This window comes from Bacillus sp. S10(2024) (genome assembly GCF_050473865.1).
GTDB lineage: Bacteria > Bacillota > Bacilli > Bacillales > Bacillaceae_G > Bacillus_A.
Map to the genome: position 1 here is coordinate 4,123,754 of NZ_JBFLUR010000002.1, position 22,160 is coordinate 4,145,913.

Genomic DNA, 22,160 nt, shown 5'->3' on the forward strand with positions numbered 1-22,160 from the left:
AAAACTTGTTGACTTTTTGAGTCAATCAAGTATAATAATGATTGTCTCAAATGAATATAGTCTGGTAATGATGGCAGAGAGGTCACACCCGTTCCCATACCGAACACGGAAGTTAAGCTCTCTAGCGCCGATGGTAGTTGGGACTTTGTCCCTGTGAGAGTAGGACGTTGCCAGGCAAATGGAGGATTAGCTCAGCTGGGAGAGCACCTGCCTTACAAGCAGGGGGTCGGCGGTTCGATCCCGTCATCCTCCACCATATAAATGCCGGCTTAGCTCAATTGGTAGAGCAACTGACTTGTAATCAGTAGGTTGGGGGTTCAAGTCCTCTAGCCGGCACCAGGATTATGGCGGCTGTGGCGAAGTGGTTAACGCATCGGATTGTGGCTCCGACACTCGTGGGTTCGATTCCCATCAGTCGCCCCATTTTTAAAAATAATATGCGGGTGTGGCGGAATTGGCAGACGCACCAGACTTAGGATCTGGCGCCTTTGGCGTGGGGGTTCGACTCCCTTCACCCGCACTTTCAGTAAAATAACTCATACATGTCTTGCGGAAGTAGTTCAGTGGTAGAATACAACCTTGCCAAGGTTGGGGTCGCGGGTTCGAATCCCGTCTTCCGCTCCAGTTTTCAATATGACATGCCGGGGTGGCGGAACAGGCAGACGCACAGGACTTAAAATCCTGCGGTGGGTGACCACCGTGCGGGTTCGACCCCCGCCCTCGGCACCATATGCGCCCGTAGCTCAATTGGATAGAGCGTTTGACTACGGATCAAAAGGTTAGGGGTTCGAGTCCTCTCGGGCGCGCTTTATTAACGGGAAGTGGCTCAGCTTGGTAGAGCACCTGGTTTGGGACCAGGGGGTCGCAGGTTCGAATCCTGTCTTCCCGATAGCTTTAAAACAATGGGGCCTTAGCTCAGCTGGGAGAGCGCCTGCCTTGCACGCAGGAGGTCAGCGGTTCGATCCCGCTAGGCTCCACTTATAATTCTTTATGGCGGTGTAGCTCAGCTGGCTAGAGCGTACGGTTCATACCCGTGAGGTCGGGGGTTCGATCCCCTCCGCCGCTACCATAAAGGACCTTTAGCTCAGCTGGTTAGAGCAGACGGCTCATAACCGTCCGGTCGTAGGTTCGAGTCCTACAAGGTCCACCACTCAAGTTTTTATATATGGAGGTATACCCAAGTTCGGCTGAAGGGATCGGTCTTGAAAACCGACAGGCGGCGAGAGTCGCGCGGGGGTTCGAATCCCTCTACCTCCTCCATTTTTTATTTAAAAGAATATTATATCATCGCGGGGTGGAGCAGTCTGGTAGCTCGTCGGGCTCATAACCCGAAGGTCGCAGGTTCAAATCCTGTCCCCGCAACCAATGGTCCCGTGGTGTAGTGGTTAACATGCCTGCCTGTCACGCAGGAGATCGCCGGTTCGACCCCGGTCGGGACCGCCATTTATATTAAGGCTCGGTAGCTCAGTCGGTAGAGCAGAGGACTGAAAATCCTCGTGTCGGCGGTTCGATTCCGTCCCGAGCCACCATTTTGAAATATGCAAGCCGGCTTAGCTCAATTGGTAGAGCAACTGACTTGTAATCAGTAGGTTGGGGGTTCAAGTCCTCTAGCCGGCACCATTTCAAAATGAGCCATTAGCTCAGTTGGTAGAGCATCTGACTTTTAATCAGAGGGTCGAAGGTTCGAGTCCTTCATGGCTCACCATTTTTATGCGGGTGTAGTTTAGTGGTAAAACAAGAGCCTTCCAAGCTCTGGTCGAGAGTTCGATTCTCTTCACCCGCTTTTTCTAGGGCCTATAGCTCAGCTGGTTAGAGCGCACGCCTGATAAGCGTGAGGTCGATGGTTCGAGTCCATTTAGGCCCACCATATTCCGCAGTAGCTCAGTGGTAGAGCTATCGGCTGTTAACCGATCGGTCGTAGGTTCGAGTCCTACCTGCGGAGCCATATAATATAGAGAAGTACCCAAGTGGCTCAAGGGGCTCCCCTGCTAAGGGAGTAGATCGCGTAAGCGGTGCGAGGGTTCGAATCCCTTCTTCTCTGCCAGAAATTGGCCCGTTGGTCAAGTGGTTAAGACACCGCCCTTTCACGGCGGTAACACGGGTTCGAATCCCGTACGGGTCATATTAAAAAAGATAGCAGATTCTGCTATCTTTTTTTGCATTTTAGAGATTTTTTTTCGTATTTAAGAAAGACTAATAATATGGCGAACAAAAGTGAGAATCTTTGGCGTAGTTATTAAAGGAATAATTTTTGATTTGCAGAAATGAAATGGAGCCATAAAGGTTGCTGAGGACTACTGCAAATTATAAAGAGAAAAGGATATTCTAACTTTTCTTTGTATTCGATGGTTTTATATTTTATTAAAAATAAGTTTAATAGTATATATTTTACTTTTCACAATCTAAAGAAAACGCTACCATTGAAGTTGATTCCATGCTTGGTATTATAACTTTCTCCTATCTGTGAAAAAGTTCACAAATAGGTCAAAAAACGTGAATATATTCACAAAGAAACGTGCTACAATATGTATGTAAGGAAGTTAAACAATATAAAATCAGTATTTTAATTTTTTACTTAAATGACAATGCTAATAATGATATTAGAAAATAGAGAGGGGATTTTACCATGAAAAAAGGTATCAACCGCGTAGTATTAGTAGGAACAGGAGCTGTAGGTTGCAGCTATGCATATTCTATGATTAACCAAGGTGTAGTTGAAGAGTTTGTTCTTGTTGATGTAAACGAAGCAAAAGCAGAAGGCGAAGCAATGGACTTAAGCCACGCTGTTCCATTCGCTCTAGCTCCAACAAAAGTTTGGAAAGGTAGCTATGCAGATTGTAAAGATGCAGATCTTGTTGTTATCACTGCTGGATTACCACAAAAGCCAGGTGAAACTCGCTTAGATTTAGTTGAGAAGAATACAAAAATCTTTAAACAAATCGTTCGCGGTATTATGGATAGCGGATTTGATGGTATCTTCTTAATCGCAACTAACCCAGTGGACATTTTAACTTATGTAACTTGGAAAGAATCTGGATTACCAAAAGAGCGCGTAATCGGTTCTGGTACAACTTTAGACTCTGCTCGCTTCCGTTATATGTTAGGTGAGTACTTAGATATAGACCCACGTAACGTGCATGCGTATATTATTGGTGAACATGGTGACACAGAGCTTCCTGTATGGAGCCATGCTTCTATCGGTGTACAAAAGATAGAAACAATCTTAGCGAACAATGAGCAGTATAAACAAAGTGATTTAGATGAAATCTTTGCAAATGTACGCGATGCTGCTTACCATATTATTCAACGTAAAGGTTCAACTTACTACGGTATCGGTATGTCACTATTACGTATAACTAAAGCGATCTTAAACAACGAGAACAGCGTATTGACAGTATCTGCATATCTTGAAGGACAATACGGACAAAGAGATGTTTACGTAGGTGTTCCAGCAGTTATCAACCGTCAAGGTGTTCGAGAAGTTGTAGAGCTTGAATTAAATGCAGAAGAAGAATTGAAATTTGATCATTCTGTAAAAGTGCTAAAAGAAACTATGGCACCAGTGCTATAATCCAAATTGTATAAAATCCCTTTCCGGCCTCCCCTGTATTTCACCCCTTTGCCGGAAGGGGTTTTTTTATGTATTACTTTAATGGAAAGTAATAACAATATAGTGATAAATTCCTTATCTTATCCATTGAAAAAATTATTTTAAAATAAAACGCTTACAATGAATATTCGTCAAAATTCGATATTATTCGGTTAAATTTCATGAAATTATCATGGATTTCTATAAAAAAGCGAATATTTTTTAGAAATTCGCAAGGATATTTCAATTTACCGAAGAATAGTAATAACGTATTTAAAATTCTGTCATCTTGTGAGGTGAACATAGTGATTGAGACAAAGTGTAATGTGAAAGACATGTTATTGTTCCATGAAGAAAAGTTTTATGATAGCTACGATATTCTTGGTGCTCATTTGACGATGGAAAATGGAATGGAAGGCACACGTTTTTCCGTATGGGCACCTCATGCACAAGCTGTGAGTATTGTAGGAGATTTTAATGAGTGGAATAGCGAGATCCATGAAATGATACGAGTGACAGAGAAAGGGATTTGGTCTTTATTTATACCGAATATTCCTCAGCACGAATTATACAAGTATGCAATTCAAACACGAGAAGGGCATACGATTTTAAAAGCTGATCCGTATGCAATGTGTGCTGAAGTTCGGCCAAATACGGCATCCGTTGTTTATGATATAAAAGGATATAAATGGAAAGACCAGAAATGGTTTCAAAAAAAGAAACGAAAGCCAATCTATAATGAACCATTAGCCATTTATGAGCTTCACTTTGGTTCTTGGAAAAAGAAAGAAGATGGGTCTTTTTATTCGTATAGAGAAATGGCAGATGAGCTTATTCCTTATGTAGCGGAGCATCAATTTACTCATGTTGAAATTATGCCGCTCGTTGAACACCCATATGATCGTTCTTGGGGATATCAAGGAACGGGGTATTATGCACCGACAAGTAGATACGGAACACCACAAGATTTTATGTATTTTGTCGATGAATGTCACAAATATGGGATCGGTGTCATTTTAGATTGGGTACCAGGACATTTTTGTAAAGATGCTCATGGGCTTTATTTGTTTGATGGAGAGCCGACGTATGAATATAAAGATCTTGATGTGCAAGAAAATCGTGTATGGGGAACAGTGAATTTTGATTTAGGAAAACAAGAAGTGCAAAATTTTCTTATTTCAAATGCGCTGTTTTGGATGAAGTTTTATCATATTGACGGTTTTCGTGTGGATGCGGTTGCGAACATGTTGTATTGGGAGCGAAATGGAGAACAGGAAAGCAACGAACATGCAGTAGCGTTCTTGCAAAAGTTAAATGAAGCTGTATTTGCAGAGGATCCAACTTTCTTAATGACTGCGGAAGATTCAACGGCATGGCCGCTCGTAACAGCCCCGACTTATGAAGGTGGACTTGGCTTTAATTATAAGTGGAATATGGGCTGGATGAATGACATTTTAAAATATATGGAATGTGCGCCGGAGTATCGGAAATACATTCATGACAAAGTAACATTCTCGCTGCTGTACGCGTATTCAGAGAATTTTATTTTACCTTTATCGCATGATGAGGTTGTACATGGGAAGAAGTCGCTGTTAAATAAAATGCCGGGTGATTATTGGTCCAAGTTCGCGCAGCTTCGTTTATTGTACGGCTATTTATTTACACATCCAGGGAAGAAACTGCTCTTTATGGGCGGTGAGTTTGGACAATTTGATGAATGGAAAGACCTTGAAAATTTAGATTGGAGTTTACATGATTTTGAGATGCATAATTGTATGCATGATTATTTCAAGGAGCTCATAGCATTGTATAAGCGCTCCAAGCCGCTTTGGCAGCTTGACCATACACCGAAAGGCTTTCAGTGGATTGATGCGGATAACCGTGAGCAAAGTGTTTTTTCGTTTATTCGCCAAGGTGAAAGAGAAGAGGATGTTCTCGTTGTCATTTGCAACTTTACAAGCGCGGTGTACGAAAACTATAAAGTTGGCGTACCGGCATTTCGCTATTATAACGAAATTTTAAATAGCGATAGTTCTACATACGGCGGTTCGGGAAAAATGAATAAGAAGCGATTAAAGTCGATTATGGAACCTTATCATAATCAGCTTGCACATGTCGAAATGACAATACCACCATTTGGAATTTCAATTTTACGGCCAGTGAAAACACGAAAGGGGAGTAGCAAACAAGATGGTTCAAAAGCAGAAGTGCGTAGCAATGTTATTAGCAGGGGGAAAAGGTAGTCGTCTAAGTGCATTAACAAAAAATCTAGCTAAGCCAGCTGTTCCATTTGGGGGGAAATATCGCATTATTGATTTTACTTTAAGTAACTGTGCAAATTCTGGTATCGAAACAGTCGGGATTTTAACACAATACCAGCCGTTAGAGTTGCATAGTTATATCGGCATTGGAGATGCATGGGATTTAGACCGTGTAAATGGAGGGGTTACTGTACTTCCTCCTTATGCGGAGTCTTCAGGTGTGAAATGGTATACAGGAACGGCAAGTGCCATTTATCAAAATTTAAACTATTTAAAGCAGTATGAACCAGAACATGTTCTTATTTTGTCTGGAGATCATATTTATAAGATGGACTATGCCAAAATGCTCGATTATCACGTGGAACGAGAAGCTGATGTCTCTATTTCTGTTATTGAAGTACCTTGGGATGAAGCGAGCCGCTTTGGCATTATGAATACGAATGAAGAGATGGAGATTATTGAATTTGAAGAAAAGCCGCAATTTCCAAAAAGCAACCTAGCTTCAATGGGAATTTATATTTTTAATTGGGCTATCTTAAAAGAGTATTTAGAAATGGATGCAAGAAATCCAGAATCTAGTAATGACTTTGGGAAAGATGTGATTCCACTTTTACTAGATGAAGGTAAAAAGCTTGTTGCGTACCCATTTAGCGGGTATTGGAAAGATGTTGGAACAGTGAAGAGTTTATGGGAGGCAAATATGGATCTACTTCAGGAAGATTCATCGCTTAATTTATATGATCTTGATTGGAGAATTTGTTCTGTAAATCCGAATCAGCCGCCGCAATATATTGCACCATCAGCAGAAGTGGAAGAATCGTTAATTAATGAAGGTTGTGTTGTTGAAGGGAATGTGCAGCATTCTGTATTGTTTCAAGGGGTAATTATAGAGGAAGGAAGCAGAATTGTCGATTCAGTTATTATGCCAGATGCTAAGGTTGGAAAGAATGTCGTGATTGAGCGTGCTATTGTTGCGCCAGGGATGGTAATTGAAGATGGAACGATTATTCGTCCAGAAAAAAATATAGAAGACGTTGTGTTAATTGCAGAGGAAATATAAAGTGAGACGTTTGTTATACAAGTAAAAAAGACTGAATACCCCCCCTTTCTTTTTAGGTGGGCAAGAGCATCTAGCCATGCATAGAAGTGGTTATTGGAAACAATTTAATTTTGTATGGACGATTATTTTACTTTCTGTTAGAGCGTGACGAAAAGGGGATGAGATGAGTGAGAGAATCAATGTTAGGAATTATTAATGCGACAGAGAATTTCCCATCACTACAGCAAGTAACAAATCATCGATCGTTGGCGGTATTGCCGTTTGGCGGACGTTACCGTTTAATAGATTTTATGCTTTCTAATATGGTAAATTCTCATATTCATAGTGTAGCTATTTTCACAAGTCATAAAAATCGTTCGCTCATGGATCATCTCGGTTCAGGGAAACAGTGGGATTTAGATCGGAAACGCGACGGCTTATTTTTATTTCCTCCAAATCGCCAATGTGATCAAGATGAGTTTGGCTCATTTGCTCATTTTAGCAGACATATTGACTACTTTTTGCGTAGTAAGCAAGAATATGTTGTTATTACAAATAGTCATGTTGTAACAGCGCTTGATTTCCAAGCTGTATTAGAGCGTCATTTACATACAAACGCACATATAACGGAAGTATGTCACCGTGGGAAGTCGCTTCAGACGTATGTACTAAAGAAGGAGTTATTATTACATTTGTTTGAGACGTACCAAGATATGGGCTATTATAGCTTACTTGATATTGTTAAAGAAAAACGAGACACTTCATTACGCATGGAAAGTTATGAACATACTGGTTATGTGGCGGTTATAGATTCAATTGAAAGTTACTATAAGCATAGTTTAGAAATATTGCAGCCGCACATTTGGAAGCAAATCTTTCAGAAAGAAGCACCAATTTTTACGAAAGTAAAGGATGAGCCGCCAACAAGGTACGGAAAAGAGGCAAGGGTACATAATGCGATGATTGCTAACGGCAGCATTATTGAAGGGGAAGTGGAAAATAGCGTTGTCTTTCGTTCCGTAAAGATTGGAAAAGGTTCTATCGTTCGTAATAGTATTATTATGCAAAAGAGCCAAATTGGAGAGAATTGTATACTAGATGGTGTAATCCTTGATAAGGATGTAAAGATTGAAGATGGAACAATATTAACAGGTTCAAGTGATCCATTTGTTGTAGAGAAAGGAAAAATTCAAAGCAGTAATGTAACAATACAGTAAGATCAGAATTGAGAGGAGGAATCTGCATGCTAGGCATAGGTAAATGTTTTACCTATGCCTAGCTATTGCGGAGAGACAATTACAGTGAATATTTTATTTGCAGTATCAGAGTGCGTACCATTTATTAAATCGGGTGGATTAGCAGATGTAGCTGGAGCACTCCCAAAGGCGTTACAAAAACTTGGGATGAACGTGCGCGTTATGCTTCCATATTATAGTTTAATTCCGGAGCATATAAGAAACAAATGTGTGCTTCATAAAGTGATTACGGTTCAGCTTGGCTGGCGTAATCAATATTGTGGTATTTTGAAATTGGAACAAGAAGGAATTACGTATTACTTTATCGACAATGAGTATTATTTTAAACGTGATTCCATATATGGTCATTATGATGATGGCGAACGTTTTTCATTTTTCTCAAAGGCCGTATTAGAGTGTATTCCGCATTTAGACTTTGAAGTGGATGTTCTGCATTGCCACGATTGGCATACAGCGATGACAAACTTTTTACTGCGGGAAAAATATCGTGAACAACCATTATACGAAAAGATAAAGACGGTTTTTACGATTCATAATTTGCAGTTTCAAGGTGTGTTCCCGCGCATTGTTATGCATGACTTATTAGAGCTTGGTGATGAGTATTTTCATAGTGAACAACTTGAGTTTTACGGAAACATTAACTTTATGAAAGGCGGAATTATTGCCTCTGATATCATTACAGCAGTAAGTCCGACATATAAAGAAGAAATTCAATATTCGTTTTTCGGAGAGAAATTAGATGGTTTATTGCGTAAATATAACGATAAACTTGTTGGGATTGTAAATGGAATTGATGATGTTTTGTACAACCCAAAGAATGATGAAACGATAGCAGCAATGTATGATGCAAATTCACTCTATAAAAAAAGAGAGAATAAACGTGCTCTGCAGCGTTATTTTGGATTACCAGAAAAAGAAAATGCACCAATTATTGCAATGGTTACACGTTTAACGAAGCAAAAAGGATTAGATTTAGTACGTCATATTTTTCATGAAATCATGCGAGAAGATGTGCAATTTATTGTACTTGGATCGGGCGATAAAGAATATGAACAGTTTTTTGAACAAATGGCATATGAATACCCAGATAAAGTGAAAGTATATATTGGGTTTCATGAGGAACTGGCACATCAAGTATATGCTGGGGCTGATTTATTTTTAATGCCATCTTTATTTGAACCATGTGGTCTTGGACAGCTCATTGCTCTTATGTACGGAGCAATTCCAATTGTACGGGAAACAGGCGGTTTAAACGATACGGTTCAATCGTATAATGAAGCTACAAATGAAGGGAATGGTTTTAGTTTTACGAACTTTAATGCGCACGATATGCTGCATACAGTGCAGCGTGCCCTGCATTATTATCACGACAAAAAGGTATGGCAGTCTCTTATGAAACGTGCGATGACGAAGGATTATAGCTGGAAGCAGTCTGCCCAAAGATATAAAGAGCTATATGAAAGTTTATCAGGTTCAAATGAAGAACCAGAAACGAATGAGGAAGATAATCAGAAGCAACCGGTTTTTTCTGTAAACAAGTAGGATAGAGCCAACCAGCAGTGGAAAAACCATTGCTGGAAGTTTCACTTTGGAAGAGGTGAGAAAGTTGTTCTCAAATACAGAGAATTTTAAAGCTGCGTTTTTAGAAAAGCTAGAAACAATGTATGGAAAAAGTTTTAAAGATTCGACTGTGCAAGATCAATATAATACGCTCGGTCATATGGTACGTGAATATATTAGTCAGCGCTGGATTGGGACGAATGAACGGTACCGGACAGATATTCAGAAGCAAATGTATTATTTATCTATTGAGTTTTTATTAGGGCGGTTGTTAGGAAGTAATATATTAAATTTAGGAATCCGCGATGTATGTGAACGAGGATTAGAAGAACTTGGGATTTATTTGCAAGATCTCGAGGAAATGGAAGCGGATGCTGGCCTCGGAAATGGCGGCCTCGGTCGTTTAGCTGCTTGTTTTCTTGATTCGCTTGCTTCGTTAAATTTACCAGGACACGGGTGCGGGATTCGTTATAAGCACGGTTTGTTTGATCAAAAAATTGTGGATGGTTATCAAATTGAGCTGCCGGAGCAGTGGCTGCGGCACGGGAATGTTTGGGAAGTGCGAAGACATGACCAGGCGGTGGAAGTTAATTTTTGGGGACAAGTTGATACATTTCAGTCTGGTGGGCGTCTTGAGTTTCGGCATATTAATGCGGAAACGATTATGGCTGTACCGTATGATGTACCTGTTGTCGGGTATGAGACAAGTACTGTCAATACACTGCGCCTTTGGAGTGCAGAGCCTGTTCCCTTTCCGCCGAACTGCAAGGATGTATTAAAATATAAACGGGAAACAGAAGCAGTCTCGGAGTTCTTATATCCAGATGATACGCATGATGAAGGGAAAATACTTCGTTTGAAACAGCAGTATTTTCTTGTATCAGCTAGCTTACAAAATATTGTGCGGTTGCACCGGGAACAAAATGGCACGCTTCGTAATCTGCATGAGAAAATTGCTATTCATATTAACGATACGCATCCAGTTTTAGCAATTCCAGAATTAATGCGCATTTTGCTTGATGAGGAAAAGATGAGCTGGGAAGATGCGTGGTACGTTACAACACATACGATTTCTTATACAAACCATACAACCTTATCAGAAGCGTTAGAAAAATGGCCGATTCATATTTTCGAACCGTTATTACCACGCATTTATATGATTGTCCAAGAAATTAATGAGCGCTTTTGTCATGAGATATGGGACCGCTATTCGTATGATTGGAATCGCATCGAAAACATGGCGATTATCGCTCATGGGCTTGTGAAAATGGCGCATTTGGCGATTGTGGGGAGTCATAGTGTAAATGGTGTTGCGAAAATTCATACGGAAATATTAAAGCAGCGAGAAATGCGATTGTTTTATGAGTTTTATCCAGAGAAGTTTAACAATAAGACAAATGGAATTACTCATCGGCGCTGGTTATTAAAGGCAAATCCGCAGCTATCGAAATTAATTTGTGACACGATTGGAACGGATTGGATGAAAGAACCGGATCAGCTGCAATCTTTAGGATATTATAAGTACGATGCAGCGTTCCAGGAGTCACTTCATAATGTAAAACAAGTGCGAAAAGAATTGTTAATGAAACGCATTGAAAAACAAACTGGTATTGTTGTCGATCCATATTCCATTTTTGACGTACAAGTAAAACGTCTGCACGCTTATAAGCGGCAGTTGTTAAATGTACTGCATATTTTATATTTGTACAATCGGTTAAAAGAAGATGCTAGTTTTTCCTTTTATCCGCGTACATTTATTTTTGGGGCAAAGGCATCGCCAGGGTATTATTATGCGAAAAAGATTATTAAACTTATAAATGAATTGGCGCGAAAAGTAAATGATGATCCGTATGTCAATCAATATATGAAAGTTATCTTTCTAGAAAACTATCGTGTTTCACTTGCTGAAGATATTTTTCCGGCCGCAGATGTGAGTGAACAAATTTCAACTGCAAGTAAAGAAGCATCGGGAACTGGAAATATGAAATTTATGATGAACGGCGCGGTGACACTAGGTACATTAGACGGTGCGAATGTTGAAATTAAAGAGGCTGTTGGAAATGATGCTATTTTTATTTTCGGTTTAACAGCCGAGGAAGTACTGCATTATTACCAAAATGGTGGATATCGTGCTAGCGATTATTATCATCATGATATGCGCATTCAAAAAGTTGTCAATCAGCTAACAAATGGCTTTTTTGAAGATGCAGGCGATGAGTTTGAAGCTATTTTTGATTCTTTTCTTATTCAAAATGACGAATATTTTGTTCTCAGAGATTTTGCACCATATGCAGATATACAAGAAAAAATTGGAGAAACATATGAAAACCGAAAAAAATGGTTGGAAATTAGTACGATGAACATTGCGAAATCTGGCCATTTTGCAAGTGATCGAACAATTTTGCAGTACAGTCATGATATTTGGAGAATCACAGAAGAGATGAGAGCGAGATGAAGTGAAACTTCCATTAGTGACGCTTTTCTCATTGAGGGTTAGCCCGCTCAATCGGGTTTTTACGGGCAGTTATCTTCTTTGCTTTTCTCCAGCCTTTACTGCCCGCGGATAGCGGGATAAAGACTCTTCGATGTTGTTCGGCAAAAAAACGACTTGGAAAATTCCAAGTCGTTTTACTTTACCACAGAAATGGAATAGAACGCTGTATATAATATACCGTGTCCATCGTAAATAAGTATAAAAGATTGCTACAATTCTTCCAACGCATCCCTTTGAAAATGGGTCGAAATTGCCATTTTATATGTTGTAATGTGATGATTTTTTATAAAAGAATGCATATTTTTGGTAAATGTCATACTGCGATGGGTATGGGAATATTCCCATTCATTTTGTTCAAATTGCACTTTACGGGGAGGAAGCAGTGGAACAACATCAAATAAATTTACGAAACGAAAGCTATTGGCAACTTGCATTTTATAATAATTTCGAAAGGCGATATCACCGACTTTGGGAGAGCCGAAATTGTAGAGCGTGTAATGAGGGAATGAAGTGTTTACACGAGCATCTAGTATATGCAATGTAGCAAGGGCTCCGCCTAAACTATGTCCCGTAACGAAAAGAGCTTTCGAGGAAGGTAAGGAAACAAGGGTATCCATAATTGTATCTCGGCATGATTCATAAATAGAAAGAAAACCACTATGAACATTTCCGCTATTTGCAGTAAAGGGATACGGTTTTTGTTGAACGATAGAATCAGCAATCCAATCACGGTCTGACTGTGTTCCGCGAAAGGCTACAATAATTTGGTCATCTGACTCTAAAATGAATCCGAACCATGCTGTTGTTTGAATAGCGGTTGCTTGAAAGCCTTGTACATACCGGAAGCCTTTCGGAATAGTAAAAATGCCATTTTGGTTATATTGCTCATATGTTAATTCACAGCATGTAGCTAACAATACAGCGGTATCCTTATGAAAGGATACGGAAGTTGGCATAGAAAAATCCTCCTCATGATGAAGTATAATTCAATATATGAGGAGGATATATGTTTCATTCTTTTACAAGATCATTCGCTTCCATCAATCATGCGGCCAATCCCGCCAAGAATGCTACCTTCACCAGAAGTTTTTGCTCCTGGCCCCACGATGCGCTGTGCTAAGCGGCTTAATGTTAAGGATTGAACCCAAACTGTTCCAGGGCCTTGTAATGTTGCGAAGAATAGACCTTCGCCGCCAAAGATAGCGCTTTTCACATTCCCAACAAATTGAATATCATAGTCAACATCTTTTGTCATAGCAACAAGGCACCCTGTATCAATTCGTAATTTTTCTCCTGGCTTTAAATCACGTTGATAAACGGTTCCGCCAGCATGCATGAACGCAAGGCCGTCACCTTCAAGCTTTTGCATAATAAATCCTTCACCGCCGAAGAAGCCGCTACCAAGTTTTTTTGTAAATTCAATGCCGATAGAAACACCTTTTGCAGCGCATAGGAAAGAATCTTTTTGACAGATTATTTTTCCTTGATATCTCGTTAAGTCCACAGGAACAATTTTTCCAGGGTACGGAGCTGCAAATGAGACGTGACGTTTTTCATATCCTGTATTTGTAAATACAGTCATAAACATACTTTCACCTGTCACAAGGCGCTTTCCAGCCCCAACAAGCTTACCGAAAAATCCACCTGTTTGGGCAGAACCGTCACCAAATACGGTTTCCATTTCAATATTGTCTTCCATCATCATCATAGCGCCGGCTTCAGCGACTACGCTCTCCTCTGGATCTAATTCAATTTCAACAAATTGCATATCATCGCCATATAATTTGTATTCGATTTCATGTGCTTTCATCGTTTCACCTCAAATAATAAATATGTATTAATACATCTATATTGTACCGAAATATTTCCAAATATAAAATACAAGTTTTGTAAAAATTTAAGCGAGATATCCCTGTTTTGTTTGACGTTTTATTTCGGGCATGATATAGTAAAAGAACTATTGAGCTGCATAATGTGGTACGGAAATAAAGCGTGTTCGTTTCAAAGCGTTAGCTTGTGAGAAAATCATGATGTTTATCTCGACCTTTGTATGTAGTTTCCAATAGATAGATTTCTTTTTTATTTTAGGAGGTACATGCAATGCAAACAGGAAAAGTAAAATGGTTTAACGGCGAAAAAGGTTTCGGTTTCATCGAAGTTGAAGGTGGCGAAGATGTATTCGTACATTTCTCTGCAATTCAAGGCGAAGGCTTCAAAACTTTAGAAGAAGGTCAAGAAGTTTCTTTCGAAATCGTTGAAGGTAACCGTGGACCTCAAGCTGCTAACGTTACTAAAAAGTAATGACAGCAAAAAGAAACATTCCTTATTCGGGAATGTTTCTTTTTTTATCCCGCTCTAACGGGCAGCAAAAGATAGGAAAGAAGCGGGAAGGGAAAACTGCTGGCATGCGCCCGATTGGGCGGGCTAATCATCAGAGAAAGGGCACTCCGATGCAAGTTTCACTTTATGGTTTTGAACTGGACTCGTCTGGGGAAAGCTCGCTTCTAAAGGTTCTTGCTTCGTGGTCATCTAGCATTTGTTCATATTCTTCATGTTCTTCTGTAGCGTATACTTGTACGTTTTTTCCGTATATATCTGTTCCGATAAAGTTTTCAAAATCCTCAACATATCCGCGGGGCTCTTCGGCATCTACATACATTTCATTGAAATTTTTAGAGTCACGGCGCTCTAAATCAGCAGGTGTTTCTGACGTTCCATATAAAGCAACGTCTTGCCAAGCATCTTCAGCATCATATCCAACAGCACTATCCATATCATATTTACCAAAAGGCGGTTCAATAAGCTCTTCCTCAATTGGACGTGCGCCTAAGATTAATTTATTATGTGTGTGTTCGATACAAGTCGTTGCAGTTGGCATTGCTTCTAAACGTTCAAGCGGAATCGGTTCGCCTGATACTTCACAGATCCCATATGTTCCAGCTTCTATTTTTTCTAAGGCATGTTTTACATCTGTAAGTTGTTTATGCCAAAATTCTACTAATCCTAAGTCTTTTTCTCGTTCATACAATTCTGTTCCCATATCCCCTGGATGATTATCATATGCGGAGAGTTCTCCAACTGCATCGCGTTCAGAAGCTTGTCCCAGGTGTTCATGATTTTGCAGCGTTTGTTCCAGCTCTTCCTTTTGCTTTTGTAGTACAGATTGAAAATGATCCATTTGTTGTGGAGTTAGCATAAAATCCACCTTCCTACAATTCGGTTTCTTTAAGTAGTATGAGCTCAATTGCAGGAATTATTACGTTAATATAACGGCGCTTTTGTACAATATAAAGCCCCTTCGACAACAAACGGCATGAGTGTACAATGAAAAAAACGCAAGTGCCTCCACACTTGCGCTGTTCTCATAGGAAATATCCAAGTAATAATCCAATTCCCATTAAAAATCCAAAAATTGTATTCGTTTTTGCTGTGGCAATCATTGCGGGTGCCATCTCCATTGGAATGCTCTTTCCAATAAAACCTTTTGCTGCTTTAAGTGCCTTTGGAACGCTTAAAAAGACTACAAGCATCCACGGTGAGGCAATCCCAACAAGAATAAGGGCAATCGTCCATATATAAGAAATGATAAACATAGATGCTAATACGCCGATTGCATTGTTCCGTCCAACTAAAATAGCTAATGTTTTTCGACCGTTTTCTTTGTCGCCATCTAAATCGCGAATATTATTCGCAAGTAGAATGGCACCGATTAAAATTGCATTTGGAATGGACAGTAATACAATTTCTGATGTTACGATTCCGGTTTGAATAAAGAATGAAATCCCAATAATAATAACACCCATAAATAACCCTGCTGTTAATTCGCCAAAAGGTGTATAGGCAATTGGAAGTGGGCCGCCAGTATATAAATAGGCAACAGCCATACAGATAAGACCAATCGCTGCGAGCCACCAACTGGAGTTTATGCAAATGTAAACTCCTAATAAAATTGCAATGCCAAAGAATCCGAACGCTAAGTTCAATACTGTTTTCGGCTGAATGCCATCGCGAACGATTGCACCGCCAATCCCAACAGATCCTTCATGGTCGAGTCCTCTTTTGTAATCAAAGTATTCATTAAACATGTTTGTTGCTGCTTGTATGAGAAGGCAAGCAAGAAGCATGATAAGAAAAAGAGGTACATTTATTTTGTTAATACCTTCAACTTGCATCGCATAAGTCGTTCCAATAAAAACGGGCACAAAGGCTGCCGTTAATGTATGAGGACGTAATAAGCTCCACCAAATGCGCCAGCCTGTTTGTTTACTTGGCTGCATGGGAGAGGGATTTGTCTCAACTTTTGCTTCCATATGGAATCCTCCTATCTGTTTGTTATACAAAGTAAAAATGAGTTATTATTACCTATTAGAGCGGGAAACATACACAAAAAGTACACAATTAAGTGTAGGAAAAGCCTCATAGAGTGTCAACGTTTATTTTCTAGGAATGTGCTCGGATTTTCTCAGAAATGCTAAACATTGACACACCTTTCATTTGAGGTGTATCTTAAAATCAAGCGTATTTATGACTATTTTTCGCCCATAGGGGGGAGATTCTGTGATTCAAACGAAACAATATAATGTCAAAGATGTGATTCTGACTGCAATTCAGCGCGCAGCTGAAGGGCAAGTACTCGTTAGTTTTGTAAAGCAAGTGGAATGGATCGATCCACTCCTTTTTTATGCAGCAGGAACACAATTTGGATATAGAGATAGATGTTACTTTGCAGACCCAGCGCAGCATGTTATCTTTGCTGGAGTAGGCTCTGCTTTTACTATAGCAAATTCTTCTGAAAAGCGCTTTCAAAACGCTCGTAAAGAGTGGGCTGAGGTGAGAGAAGAAGCGGTCATTCACCGCACTGCTTATGAATTTGGAACAGGACCGCTTTTGTTTGGTGGTTTTTCTTTCGATCCGCGAAAAGAAAGAACAGATCTATGGAAGACGTTTGAAGATGCAATGCTGCAATTACCAGCCTTTTTATTAACGGTAAAGAATGAAAAAGCTTGGTTAACAGTAAATCGTTTCGTATCTGGAAATGATTGTGCGGAAAAGATTTATGAGGAATTGCAAAATGCCGAGGAGCAATTGTTACAGCAAGGCAAGCATTCCTTCGCAGAAGAAAAGGTAGCCATTCTTTCAAAAGTAGAGGTAGAACCGGAGAAATGGTTGCAAGCAATTGAACAGGTGCAGGAAGAAATGAAGCGAGGAGCTGTGCAAAAAGTTGTGTTAGCTCGTGAAATGCAACTTGTTATGGATAAAGATGTGGATTCGACTTCTGTTTTGGCAGCACTTCGCATGGGGCAACCGGATTGTTATGTATTTGCGTTTGATTATAAAGGAACGTGCTTCTTAGGAGCAACGCCAGAGAGGCTTCTTCGTAAAGAGGGAGAAATATATACATCTATGTGTCTTGCTGGTTCGATTGGACGAGGTGCTTCAGAAGAGGAAACGAAAGAGAATGGATATGAACTTTTGCATGATAAGAAAAATTTAGCAGAGCATGGTTATGTAGTAAACATGATTCGCAATGTGTTAACGAAGCATTGTGAAACAGTTGATATTCCATATGAACCGAGTTTATTGAAAACGAAAAATTTACTTCATTTATATACATCAGTAGAGGCAAAGGGAAATGGTGATTTGTTATCGATTATTGAAGAACTTCACCCAACACCAGCTCTTGGAGGAACGCCGCGAGAAGAAGCATTAAAACTGATTCGTGAAGTAGAGCTATTAGATCGTGGTTTATACGGAGGGCCAATTGGCTGGATTGATGAGCAGGGGAACGGTGAATTTGCGGTAGCACTTCGCTGCGGGTTAGTGTCTGGTAAACATGTTTCATTATTTTCCGGCTGCGGTATTGTCATCGATTCGAAGCTGCATTTAGAGTATGAAGAAACAAGATTGAAATTTAAGCCGATGCTTTCTGCTTTGGAGGGACTATCTAGATGAGCGATCATATAGAAGCGTTATCGTATTACTTAGGCGCGTTTGTTGATGAATTGGCGCGCCTGCATGTAGAGGATGTCGTCATTAGCCCGGGTTCGCGGTCAACACCGCTTGCCTTATTAATGGCGCAGCATGAACAAATTCGCACATATTTACACGTAGATGAAAGATCAGCAGCCTTTTTTGCGCTTGGTATTGCCAAGGCAAAAAAACGCCCTGTTGCCTTGTTATGTACGTCAGGAACAGCGGCAGCAAACTATTATCCTGCTGTATGCGAAGCATTTCATTCGCGGGTGCCACTTCTCGTATTGACAGCAGATCGTCCACATGAATTGCGAGATATTGGTGCACCGCAAGCGATGAATCAATTTCATTTGTTCGGTTCGTTTGTGAAACAATTTATAGAAATGGCACTACCAGAAGCAGCAGAATCAATGTATCGGTATGCACGGATGACAGCCGGGCGAGCAGTAGCTGGGGCGCTGCAAACACCAAAAGGGCCTATTCATCTAAACTTTCCGCTTCGTGAACCGTTAATTCCCGACTTTTCTTTAAGGGAATTATGGGAAAAAGGCCGCGGGGAATATGCCGCAACTGTTCATCAAGGGAAAATAGCAATAACGGATGAATATGCAGCATCTTTACGAGAGCGCCTTTCGCATATGGAAAAGGGGCTTATTGTATGTGGAGATGATAGTCATCCCGATATTGCAGAAGCTGTCGTGGCTTTTTCAAAAGCATACGGTTATCCGATTCTTGCAGATCCGCTTTCTGGTCTTCGCAGCGGTCTTCATGATAAAGCGACTGTTATCGATTGCTATGATACTTTTTTACGTAACGAACAACTTCGTGATAGCTGGAAGCCAACTGTGATTATTCGCTTCGGCGGTATGCCGGTTTCTAAAGCACTTACGCAATATTTGAAAAAGCAAACGGAAGCATTACATATTGTCGTTGACGAATCTGGAAATTGGCGAGATCCGGTGCTTATGTCTACAGAAGTTGTGTATGCAAATGACACTACATTTTGTGAGCAACTTGTAAATGATGCGAAGCAGCAAAGTAAGCAAGAGTGGCTTCATATGTGGCAACATATGAATGCCGCAGTAAAAGAGAAACTTACGGAAATGAAATCGTATGAGCATGCATTTGAAGGAAAAGTAATTACAGAACTTGTAGATGTTTTGCCAGAATATGCAACTTTATTTGTAAGTAATAGTATGCCGATTCGCGATACAGATACATTTTTCTTTACAAACGAGAAGAACATTGAAGTAGTAGCCAATCGCGGTGTAAACGGTATTGACGGCATTGTTTCGACGGCGCTTGGCGTAAGTGTAGCTCGCACGCCGCTTGTATTAGTTGTAGGAGATTTATCGTTCTATCATGATTTAAACGGATTGTTAGCGGCAAAACTACATGATTTACATGCGACGATTGTTGTTGTAAACAATGATGGCGGCGGTATTTTCTCATTTTTACCACAGTATAAACAAAAAGAACATTTTGAAGCGCTATTTGGCACGCCGCTCGGGCTTGATTATGAACATGTCGTGAAGATGTATAACGGTTCATTCCAACGTGTACATACGTGGGAGGCGTTTCGTCATGAAGTGGACAAAGGTACGAGAGAAGATGGCTTGCATGTTATTGAAATAAAAACAGACCGCGAAGAAAACTTGCAGCTTCACCGTGATATCATGGGAAGAGCAGCAACAGTTGTTTCAAGGGCACTGCAAGGTGAAGCGGAATGAAAGTGAACGTACACGGAGTTTCTTACGAATATGAAGTGATTGGAAGCGGCGAGCCTCTTCTTGTCCTTCATGGTTTTACTGGAAGTATGGAAACGTGGCGTTCGTTTGTTTCGGCGTGGAGCGAGCAGTTTCAGGTCATTTTAGTTGATCTAATCGGACATGGTAAAACAGAAAGTCCAAAGGAAGTCCAGCATTATCATATAAAAACAGTAGCTGCGCACCTCATTGCTGTGCTTGATCATTTGCAAATTGAGAAAGTGCATCTGTTAGGGTATTCTATGGGAGGGCGTCTTGCTCTTACACTTGCTTGTTTATATCCAAAGCGCATTTCGTCTCTTTTATTAGAAAACTGTACAGCAGGACTCACAGCAGAAGAAGAACGTAAAGAGCGCAGACAGAAGGATGAACAGCTTGCAGACAGGATTGAACGAGAAGGCGTTGCTGCTTTTGTTGAAAAGTGGGAAAATATTCCGCTCTTTGCTACGCAAAAAAAGCTGCCTCTCCATGTACAAGCTCGTTTACGTGAAGAAAGATTAGCGAATCATCCCAGGGGCCTTGCAAATAGTTTGCGGGGCATGGGAACAGGAGCGCAGCCATCTTGGTGGAATGAACTAGAGCACTTGCAAATGCCAGTCTTACTTATGAGTGGAGAATATGATGAAAAGTTCTTTCACATCTTAACAAAGATGAAAAAACAGATCCCTCATGCTGAATTTGTACAAATTATTGGATCGGGTCATGCAATTCATGTGGAACAACCGCAAAAGTTTGATACAATAGTAAGGGGCTTTTTACAAAACATAAAAGGAGGTAGAAATAAATGACGATTGAATGGGTAAAAGAAGGAAATTATGAAGATATTATTTATTCCACATACAATGGAATCGCAAAGATTTCGATTAATCGTCCTGAAGTACATAATGCATTCCGTCCAAAAACGGTAATGGAGTTAATCGATGCGTTTGCACATGCACGCGATGATCAAAATGTTGGTGTTATCATTTTAACAGGTGAAGGTGGCCGTGCATTCTGTTCTGGTGGTGACCAAAAAGTTCGCGGTCATGGCGGATACGTTGGCGACGATCAAATTCCACGTCTAAACGTATTAGATTTACAACGCTTAATTCGCGCAATTCCAAAACCAGTTATCGCAATGGTAGCAGGTTATGCAATCGGCGGCGGACATGTACTTCACATCGTATGTGATTTAACAATCGCAGCAGAGAACGCAGTATTTGGCCAAACAGGTCCAAAAGTAGGAAGCTTTGACGGTGGATACGGCGCTGGTTATTTAGCTCGTATGGTTGGTCATAAGAAAGCACGCGAAATTTGGTACCTATGCCGTCAATACAACGCACAAGAAGCGCTTGATATGGGCTTAATTAACACAGTTGTACCATTAGAACAACTAGAAGAAGAAACTGTGAAATGGGCAGAAGAAATTTTAACAAACAGCCCAATGGCACTTCGCTTCTTAAAAGCTGCATTTAATGCAGACACAGACGGCCTTGCAGGTATTCAGCAACTAGCTGGCGATGCAACGCTACTATACTATACAACAGACGAAGCAAAAGAAGGCCGCGATGCGTTTAAAGAAAAACGTCGTCCGGACTTTGGACAATTCCCTCGTTTTCCGTGATTAAAAGTGGAAGCGGCTCGTTTAGAATCGCAGGGCGTTGGAGTACCCGACAGAGAGGCGCTTTTTGCCTCGTCCGAGGGTGCGAAACGACTGGAGATTCTAGCCGCTGTAGCTGGATAGGATAAAAGCGGAGCCGACTGTTGCTTAAGCTGAATAGTAATGAAAATGAAAAGAGACTTAATGAGAATTCATTAAGTCTCTTTTTTGCATAGTAGCTACAGTTCTCAAAATTGTTTATTTTATCCGGGCGGTAAGCTCTACATTTCAATCCATTCTTTAGTACATTGAAAAATAGATTGCGTGCTCACATAACTTCTAATTGGGGTACAGCCGAGATATACACGTATCTTGGCTGTACCCCTTCTTTGCTTGAAATATGATAACCAAAAAAATAACTAGTTGTTGAAAAAAAGTATAAGCACCAAAAACAGAAAAATCTCCTGCTCAATCAGGAGATTTACTGTCTTTCTTCTTTATTTACATTTATAATATATGCACCTTTATCAATTGTTTTCGTTAGTCTCCACATATCGTACTCCTGTACTGCTACATTGAGCAACTACGGTTACAATTTGGTTTGTACGTTTAGCTGTATTTGATGAGCCTACAAGTTGAGTAA

The 22,160-nt window shown here is 40.3% G+C and carries 15 protein-coding genes, 22 tRNA genes and 1 rRNA gene; 34 read left to right on the forward strand and 4 right to left on the reverse strand.

Going from position 1 to position 22,160, the window contains the following annotated elements:
* Positions 1-60: 60 nt before the first annotated feature.
* From rrf to AB1280_RS21020, 29 genes are all read left to right on the forward strand, one after another.
* Positions 61-176, forward strand: a 5S ribosomal RNA gene (gene rrf / locus AB1280_RS20880).
* 4 nt (positions 177-180) lie between these two features.
* Positions 181-256, forward strand: a tRNA-Val gene (locus AB1280_RS20885).
* Positions 257-263: 7 nt separating this feature from the next.
* Positions 264-339, forward strand: a tRNA-Thr gene (locus tag AB1280_RS20890).
* A gap of 8 nt (positions 340-347) precedes the next feature.
* Positions 348-423, forward strand: a tRNA-His gene (locus AB1280_RS20895).
* Positions 424-439: 16 nt separating this feature from the next.
* Positions 440-520 (forward strand) — tRNA-Leu (locus AB1280_RS20900).
* Between the two features lie 29 nt (positions 521-549).
* Positions 550-624, forward strand: a tRNA-Gly gene (locus tag AB1280_RS20905).
* Between the two features lie 16 nt (positions 625-640).
* A tRNA-Leu gene (locus AB1280_RS20910) sits at positions 641-729 on the forward strand.
* Between the two features lie 3 nt (positions 730-732).
* Positions 733-806: transfer RNA gene (locus tag AB1280_RS20915), tRNA-Arg, on the forward strand.
* A gap of 9 nt (positions 807-815) precedes the next feature.
* A tRNA-Pro gene (locus AB1280_RS20920) sits at positions 816-889 on the forward strand.
* Positions 890-904: 15 nt separating this feature from the next.
* Positions 905-977 (forward strand) — tRNA-Ala (locus AB1280_RS20925).
* Positions 978-992: 15 nt separating this feature from the next.
* A tRNA-Met gene (locus AB1280_RS20930) sits at positions 993-1,069 on the forward strand.
* Between the two features lie 4 nt (positions 1,070-1,073).
* A tRNA-Ile gene (locus AB1280_RS20935) sits at positions 1,074-1,150 on the forward strand.
* A gap of 17 nt (positions 1,151-1,167) precedes the next feature.
* Positions 1,168-1,260, forward strand: a tRNA-Ser gene (locus tag AB1280_RS20940).
* Positions 1,261-1,288: 28 nt separating this feature from the next.
* Positions 1,289-1,365: transfer RNA gene (locus AB1280_RS20945), tRNA-Met, on the forward strand.
* 2 nt (positions 1,366-1,367) lie between these two features.
* Positions 1,368-1,443, forward strand: a tRNA-Asp gene (locus tag AB1280_RS20950).
* 10 nt (positions 1,444-1,453) lie between these two features.
* A tRNA-Phe gene (locus AB1280_RS20955) sits at positions 1,454-1,529 on the forward strand.
* A 15-nt stretch (positions 1,530-1,544) separates the two neighbouring features.
* Positions 1,545-1,620 (forward strand) — tRNA-Thr (locus AB1280_RS20960).
* 9 nt (positions 1,621-1,629) lie between these two features.
* A tRNA-Lys gene (locus AB1280_RS20965) sits at positions 1,630-1,705 on the forward strand.
* Positions 1,706-1,712: 7 nt separating this feature from the next.
* Positions 1,713-1,783, forward strand: a tRNA-Gly gene (locus tag AB1280_RS20970).
* Between the two features lie 7 nt (positions 1,784-1,790).
* Positions 1,791-1,867: transfer RNA gene (locus AB1280_RS20975), tRNA-Ile, on the forward strand.
* A gap of 3 nt (positions 1,868-1,870) precedes the next feature.
* Positions 1,871-1,945: transfer RNA gene (locus AB1280_RS20980), tRNA-Asn, on the forward strand.
* Positions 1,946-1,953: 8 nt separating this feature from the next.
* Positions 1,954-2,044 (forward strand) — tRNA-Ser (locus AB1280_RS20985).
* A gap of 6 nt (positions 2,045-2,050) precedes the next feature.
* Positions 2,051-2,122: transfer RNA gene (locus tag AB1280_RS20990), tRNA-Glu, on the forward strand.
* A 504-nt stretch (positions 2,123-2,626) separates the two neighbouring features.
* Positions 2,627-3,571 (forward strand): L-lactate dehydrogenase, encoded by a 945-nt coding sequence (locus AB1280_RS20995; RefSeq protein ID WP_429756867.1) that lies wholly within the window; start codon positions 2,627-2,629, stop codon positions 3,569-3,571.
* 353 nt (positions 3,572-3,924) lie between these two features.
* Complete coding sequence (gene glgB, locus AB1280_RS21000) at positions 3,925-5,832, forward strand: 1,4-alpha-glucan branching protein GlgB (RefSeq protein ID WP_429757382.1); 1,908 nt, start codon at positions 3,925-3,927, stop codon at positions 5,830-5,832.
* Entirely contained in the window at positions 5,780-6,910 is a 1,131-nt protein-coding gene (locus AB1280_RS21005; RefSeq protein ID WP_272188720.1) for a glucose-1-phosphate adenylyltransferase, read from the forward strand. The genes glgB and AB1280_RS21005 overlap by 53 nt, the downstream gene beginning before the upstream one ends.
* A 167-nt stretch (positions 6,911-7,077) precedes the next feature.
* The gene (locus tag AB1280_RS21010) at positions 7,078-8,106 is read left to right on the forward strand and encodes a sugar phosphate nucleotidyltransferase (RefSeq protein ID WP_272188719.1); all 1,029 of its coding nucleotides are present in this window, start codon (positions 7,078-7,080) and stop codon (positions 8,104-8,106) included.
* Between the two features lie 84 nt (positions 8,107-8,190).
* Positions 8,191-9,687 carry a glycogen synthase GlgA gene (gene glgA / locus AB1280_RS21015; RefSeq protein ID WP_429756868.1) on the forward strand — a complete coding sequence of 499 codons (1,497 nt, stop codon included), beginning with the start codon at positions 8,191-8,193 and terminating at the stop codon, positions 9,685-9,687.
* Between the two features lie 64 nt (positions 9,688-9,751).
* Positions 9,752-12,160: a glycogen/starch/alpha-glucan phosphorylase gene (locus tag AB1280_RS21020; RefSeq protein ID WP_429757383.1), complete on the forward strand. Its 2,409-nt coding sequence runs from the start codon at positions 9,752-9,754 to the stop codon at positions 12,158-12,160.
* A 248-nt stretch (positions 12,161-12,408) separates the two neighbouring features.
* On the opposite strand, the gene AB1280_RS21025 is transcribed toward AB1280_RS21020, so the two are convergent.
* Positions 12,409-13,155, reverse strand: coding sequence for a lipase family protein (locus AB1280_RS21025; RefSeq protein WP_429756869.1), 747 nt, complete (start codon positions 13,153-13,155; stop codon positions 12,409-12,411).
* Positions 13,156-13,226: 71 nt separating this feature from the next.
* A complete protein-coding gene (locus tag AB1280_RS21030; protein ID WP_272188716.1) occupies positions 13,227-14,009 on the reverse strand; it encodes a TIGR00266 family protein in 783 nt (260 codons plus the stop codon).
* 290 nt (positions 14,010-14,299) lie between these two features.
* Here AB1280_RS21030 and cspD point away from each other — a divergent pair, with 290 nt between their 5' ends.
* Positions 14,300-14,500 (forward strand): cold-shock protein CspD, encoded by a 201-nt coding sequence (cspD, locus tag AB1280_RS21035; protein WP_035432508.1) that lies wholly within the window; start codon positions 14,300-14,302, stop codon positions 14,498-14,500.
* Between the two features lie 163 nt (positions 14,501-14,663).
* Here the strand turns inward: cspD and AB1280_RS21040 are convergent, their stop codons facing one another.
* Both AB1280_RS21040 and AB1280_RS21045 read right to left on the reverse strand, forming a co-directional pair.
* The gene (locus AB1280_RS21040; protein ID WP_272188714.1) at positions 14,664-15,395 is read right to left on the reverse strand and encodes a yteA family sporulation protein; all 732 of its coding nucleotides are present in this window, start codon (positions 15,393-15,395) and stop codon (positions 14,664-14,666) included.
* A 166-nt stretch (positions 15,396-15,561) separates the two neighbouring features.
* Entirely contained in the window at positions 15,562-16,509 is a 948-nt protein-coding gene (locus AB1280_RS21045) for a 1,4-dihydroxy-2-naphthoate polyprenyltransferase (RefSeq protein WP_429756870.1), read from the reverse strand.
* Positions 16,510-16,756: 247 nt separating this feature from the next.
* Between AB1280_RS21045 and AB1280_RS21050 the strand changes: the two genes are divergently transcribed.
* Genes AB1280_RS21050 through menB form a run of 4 tightly spaced genes read left to right on the forward strand, consistent with a single transcriptional unit; the run spans position 16,757 to position 21,541 of the window.
* Positions 16,757-18,151: an isochorismate synthase gene (locus AB1280_RS21050; protein WP_429756871.1), complete on the forward strand. Its 1,395-nt coding sequence runs from the start codon at positions 16,757-16,759 to the stop codon at positions 18,149-18,151.
* Positions 18,148-19,902, forward strand: a complete 1,755-nt coding sequence (gene menD / locus AB1280_RS21055) for a 2-succinyl-5-enolpyruvyl-6-hydroxy-3-cyclohexene-1-carboxylic-acid synthase (RefSeq protein WP_429756872.1) — start codon at positions 18,148-18,150, stop codon at positions 19,900-19,902. The genes AB1280_RS21050 and menD overlap by 4 nt, the downstream gene beginning before the upstream one ends.
* Positions 19,899-20,726 carry a 2-succinyl-6-hydroxy-2,4-cyclohexadiene-1-carboxylate synthase gene (gene menH, locus AB1280_RS21060; RefSeq protein WP_429756873.1) on the forward strand — a complete coding sequence of 276 codons (828 nt, stop codon included), beginning with the start codon at positions 19,899-19,901 and terminating at the stop codon, positions 20,724-20,726. The genes menD and menH overlap by 4 nt, the downstream gene beginning before the upstream one ends.
* Positions 20,723-21,541: a 1,4-dihydroxy-2-naphthoyl-CoA synthase gene (menB, locus tag AB1280_RS21065; protein WP_429756874.1), complete on the forward strand. Its 819-nt coding sequence runs from the start codon at positions 20,723-20,725 to the stop codon at positions 21,539-21,541. The genes menH and menB overlap by 4 nt, the downstream gene beginning before the upstream one ends.
* Positions 21,542-22,160: the final 619 nt, after the last annotated feature.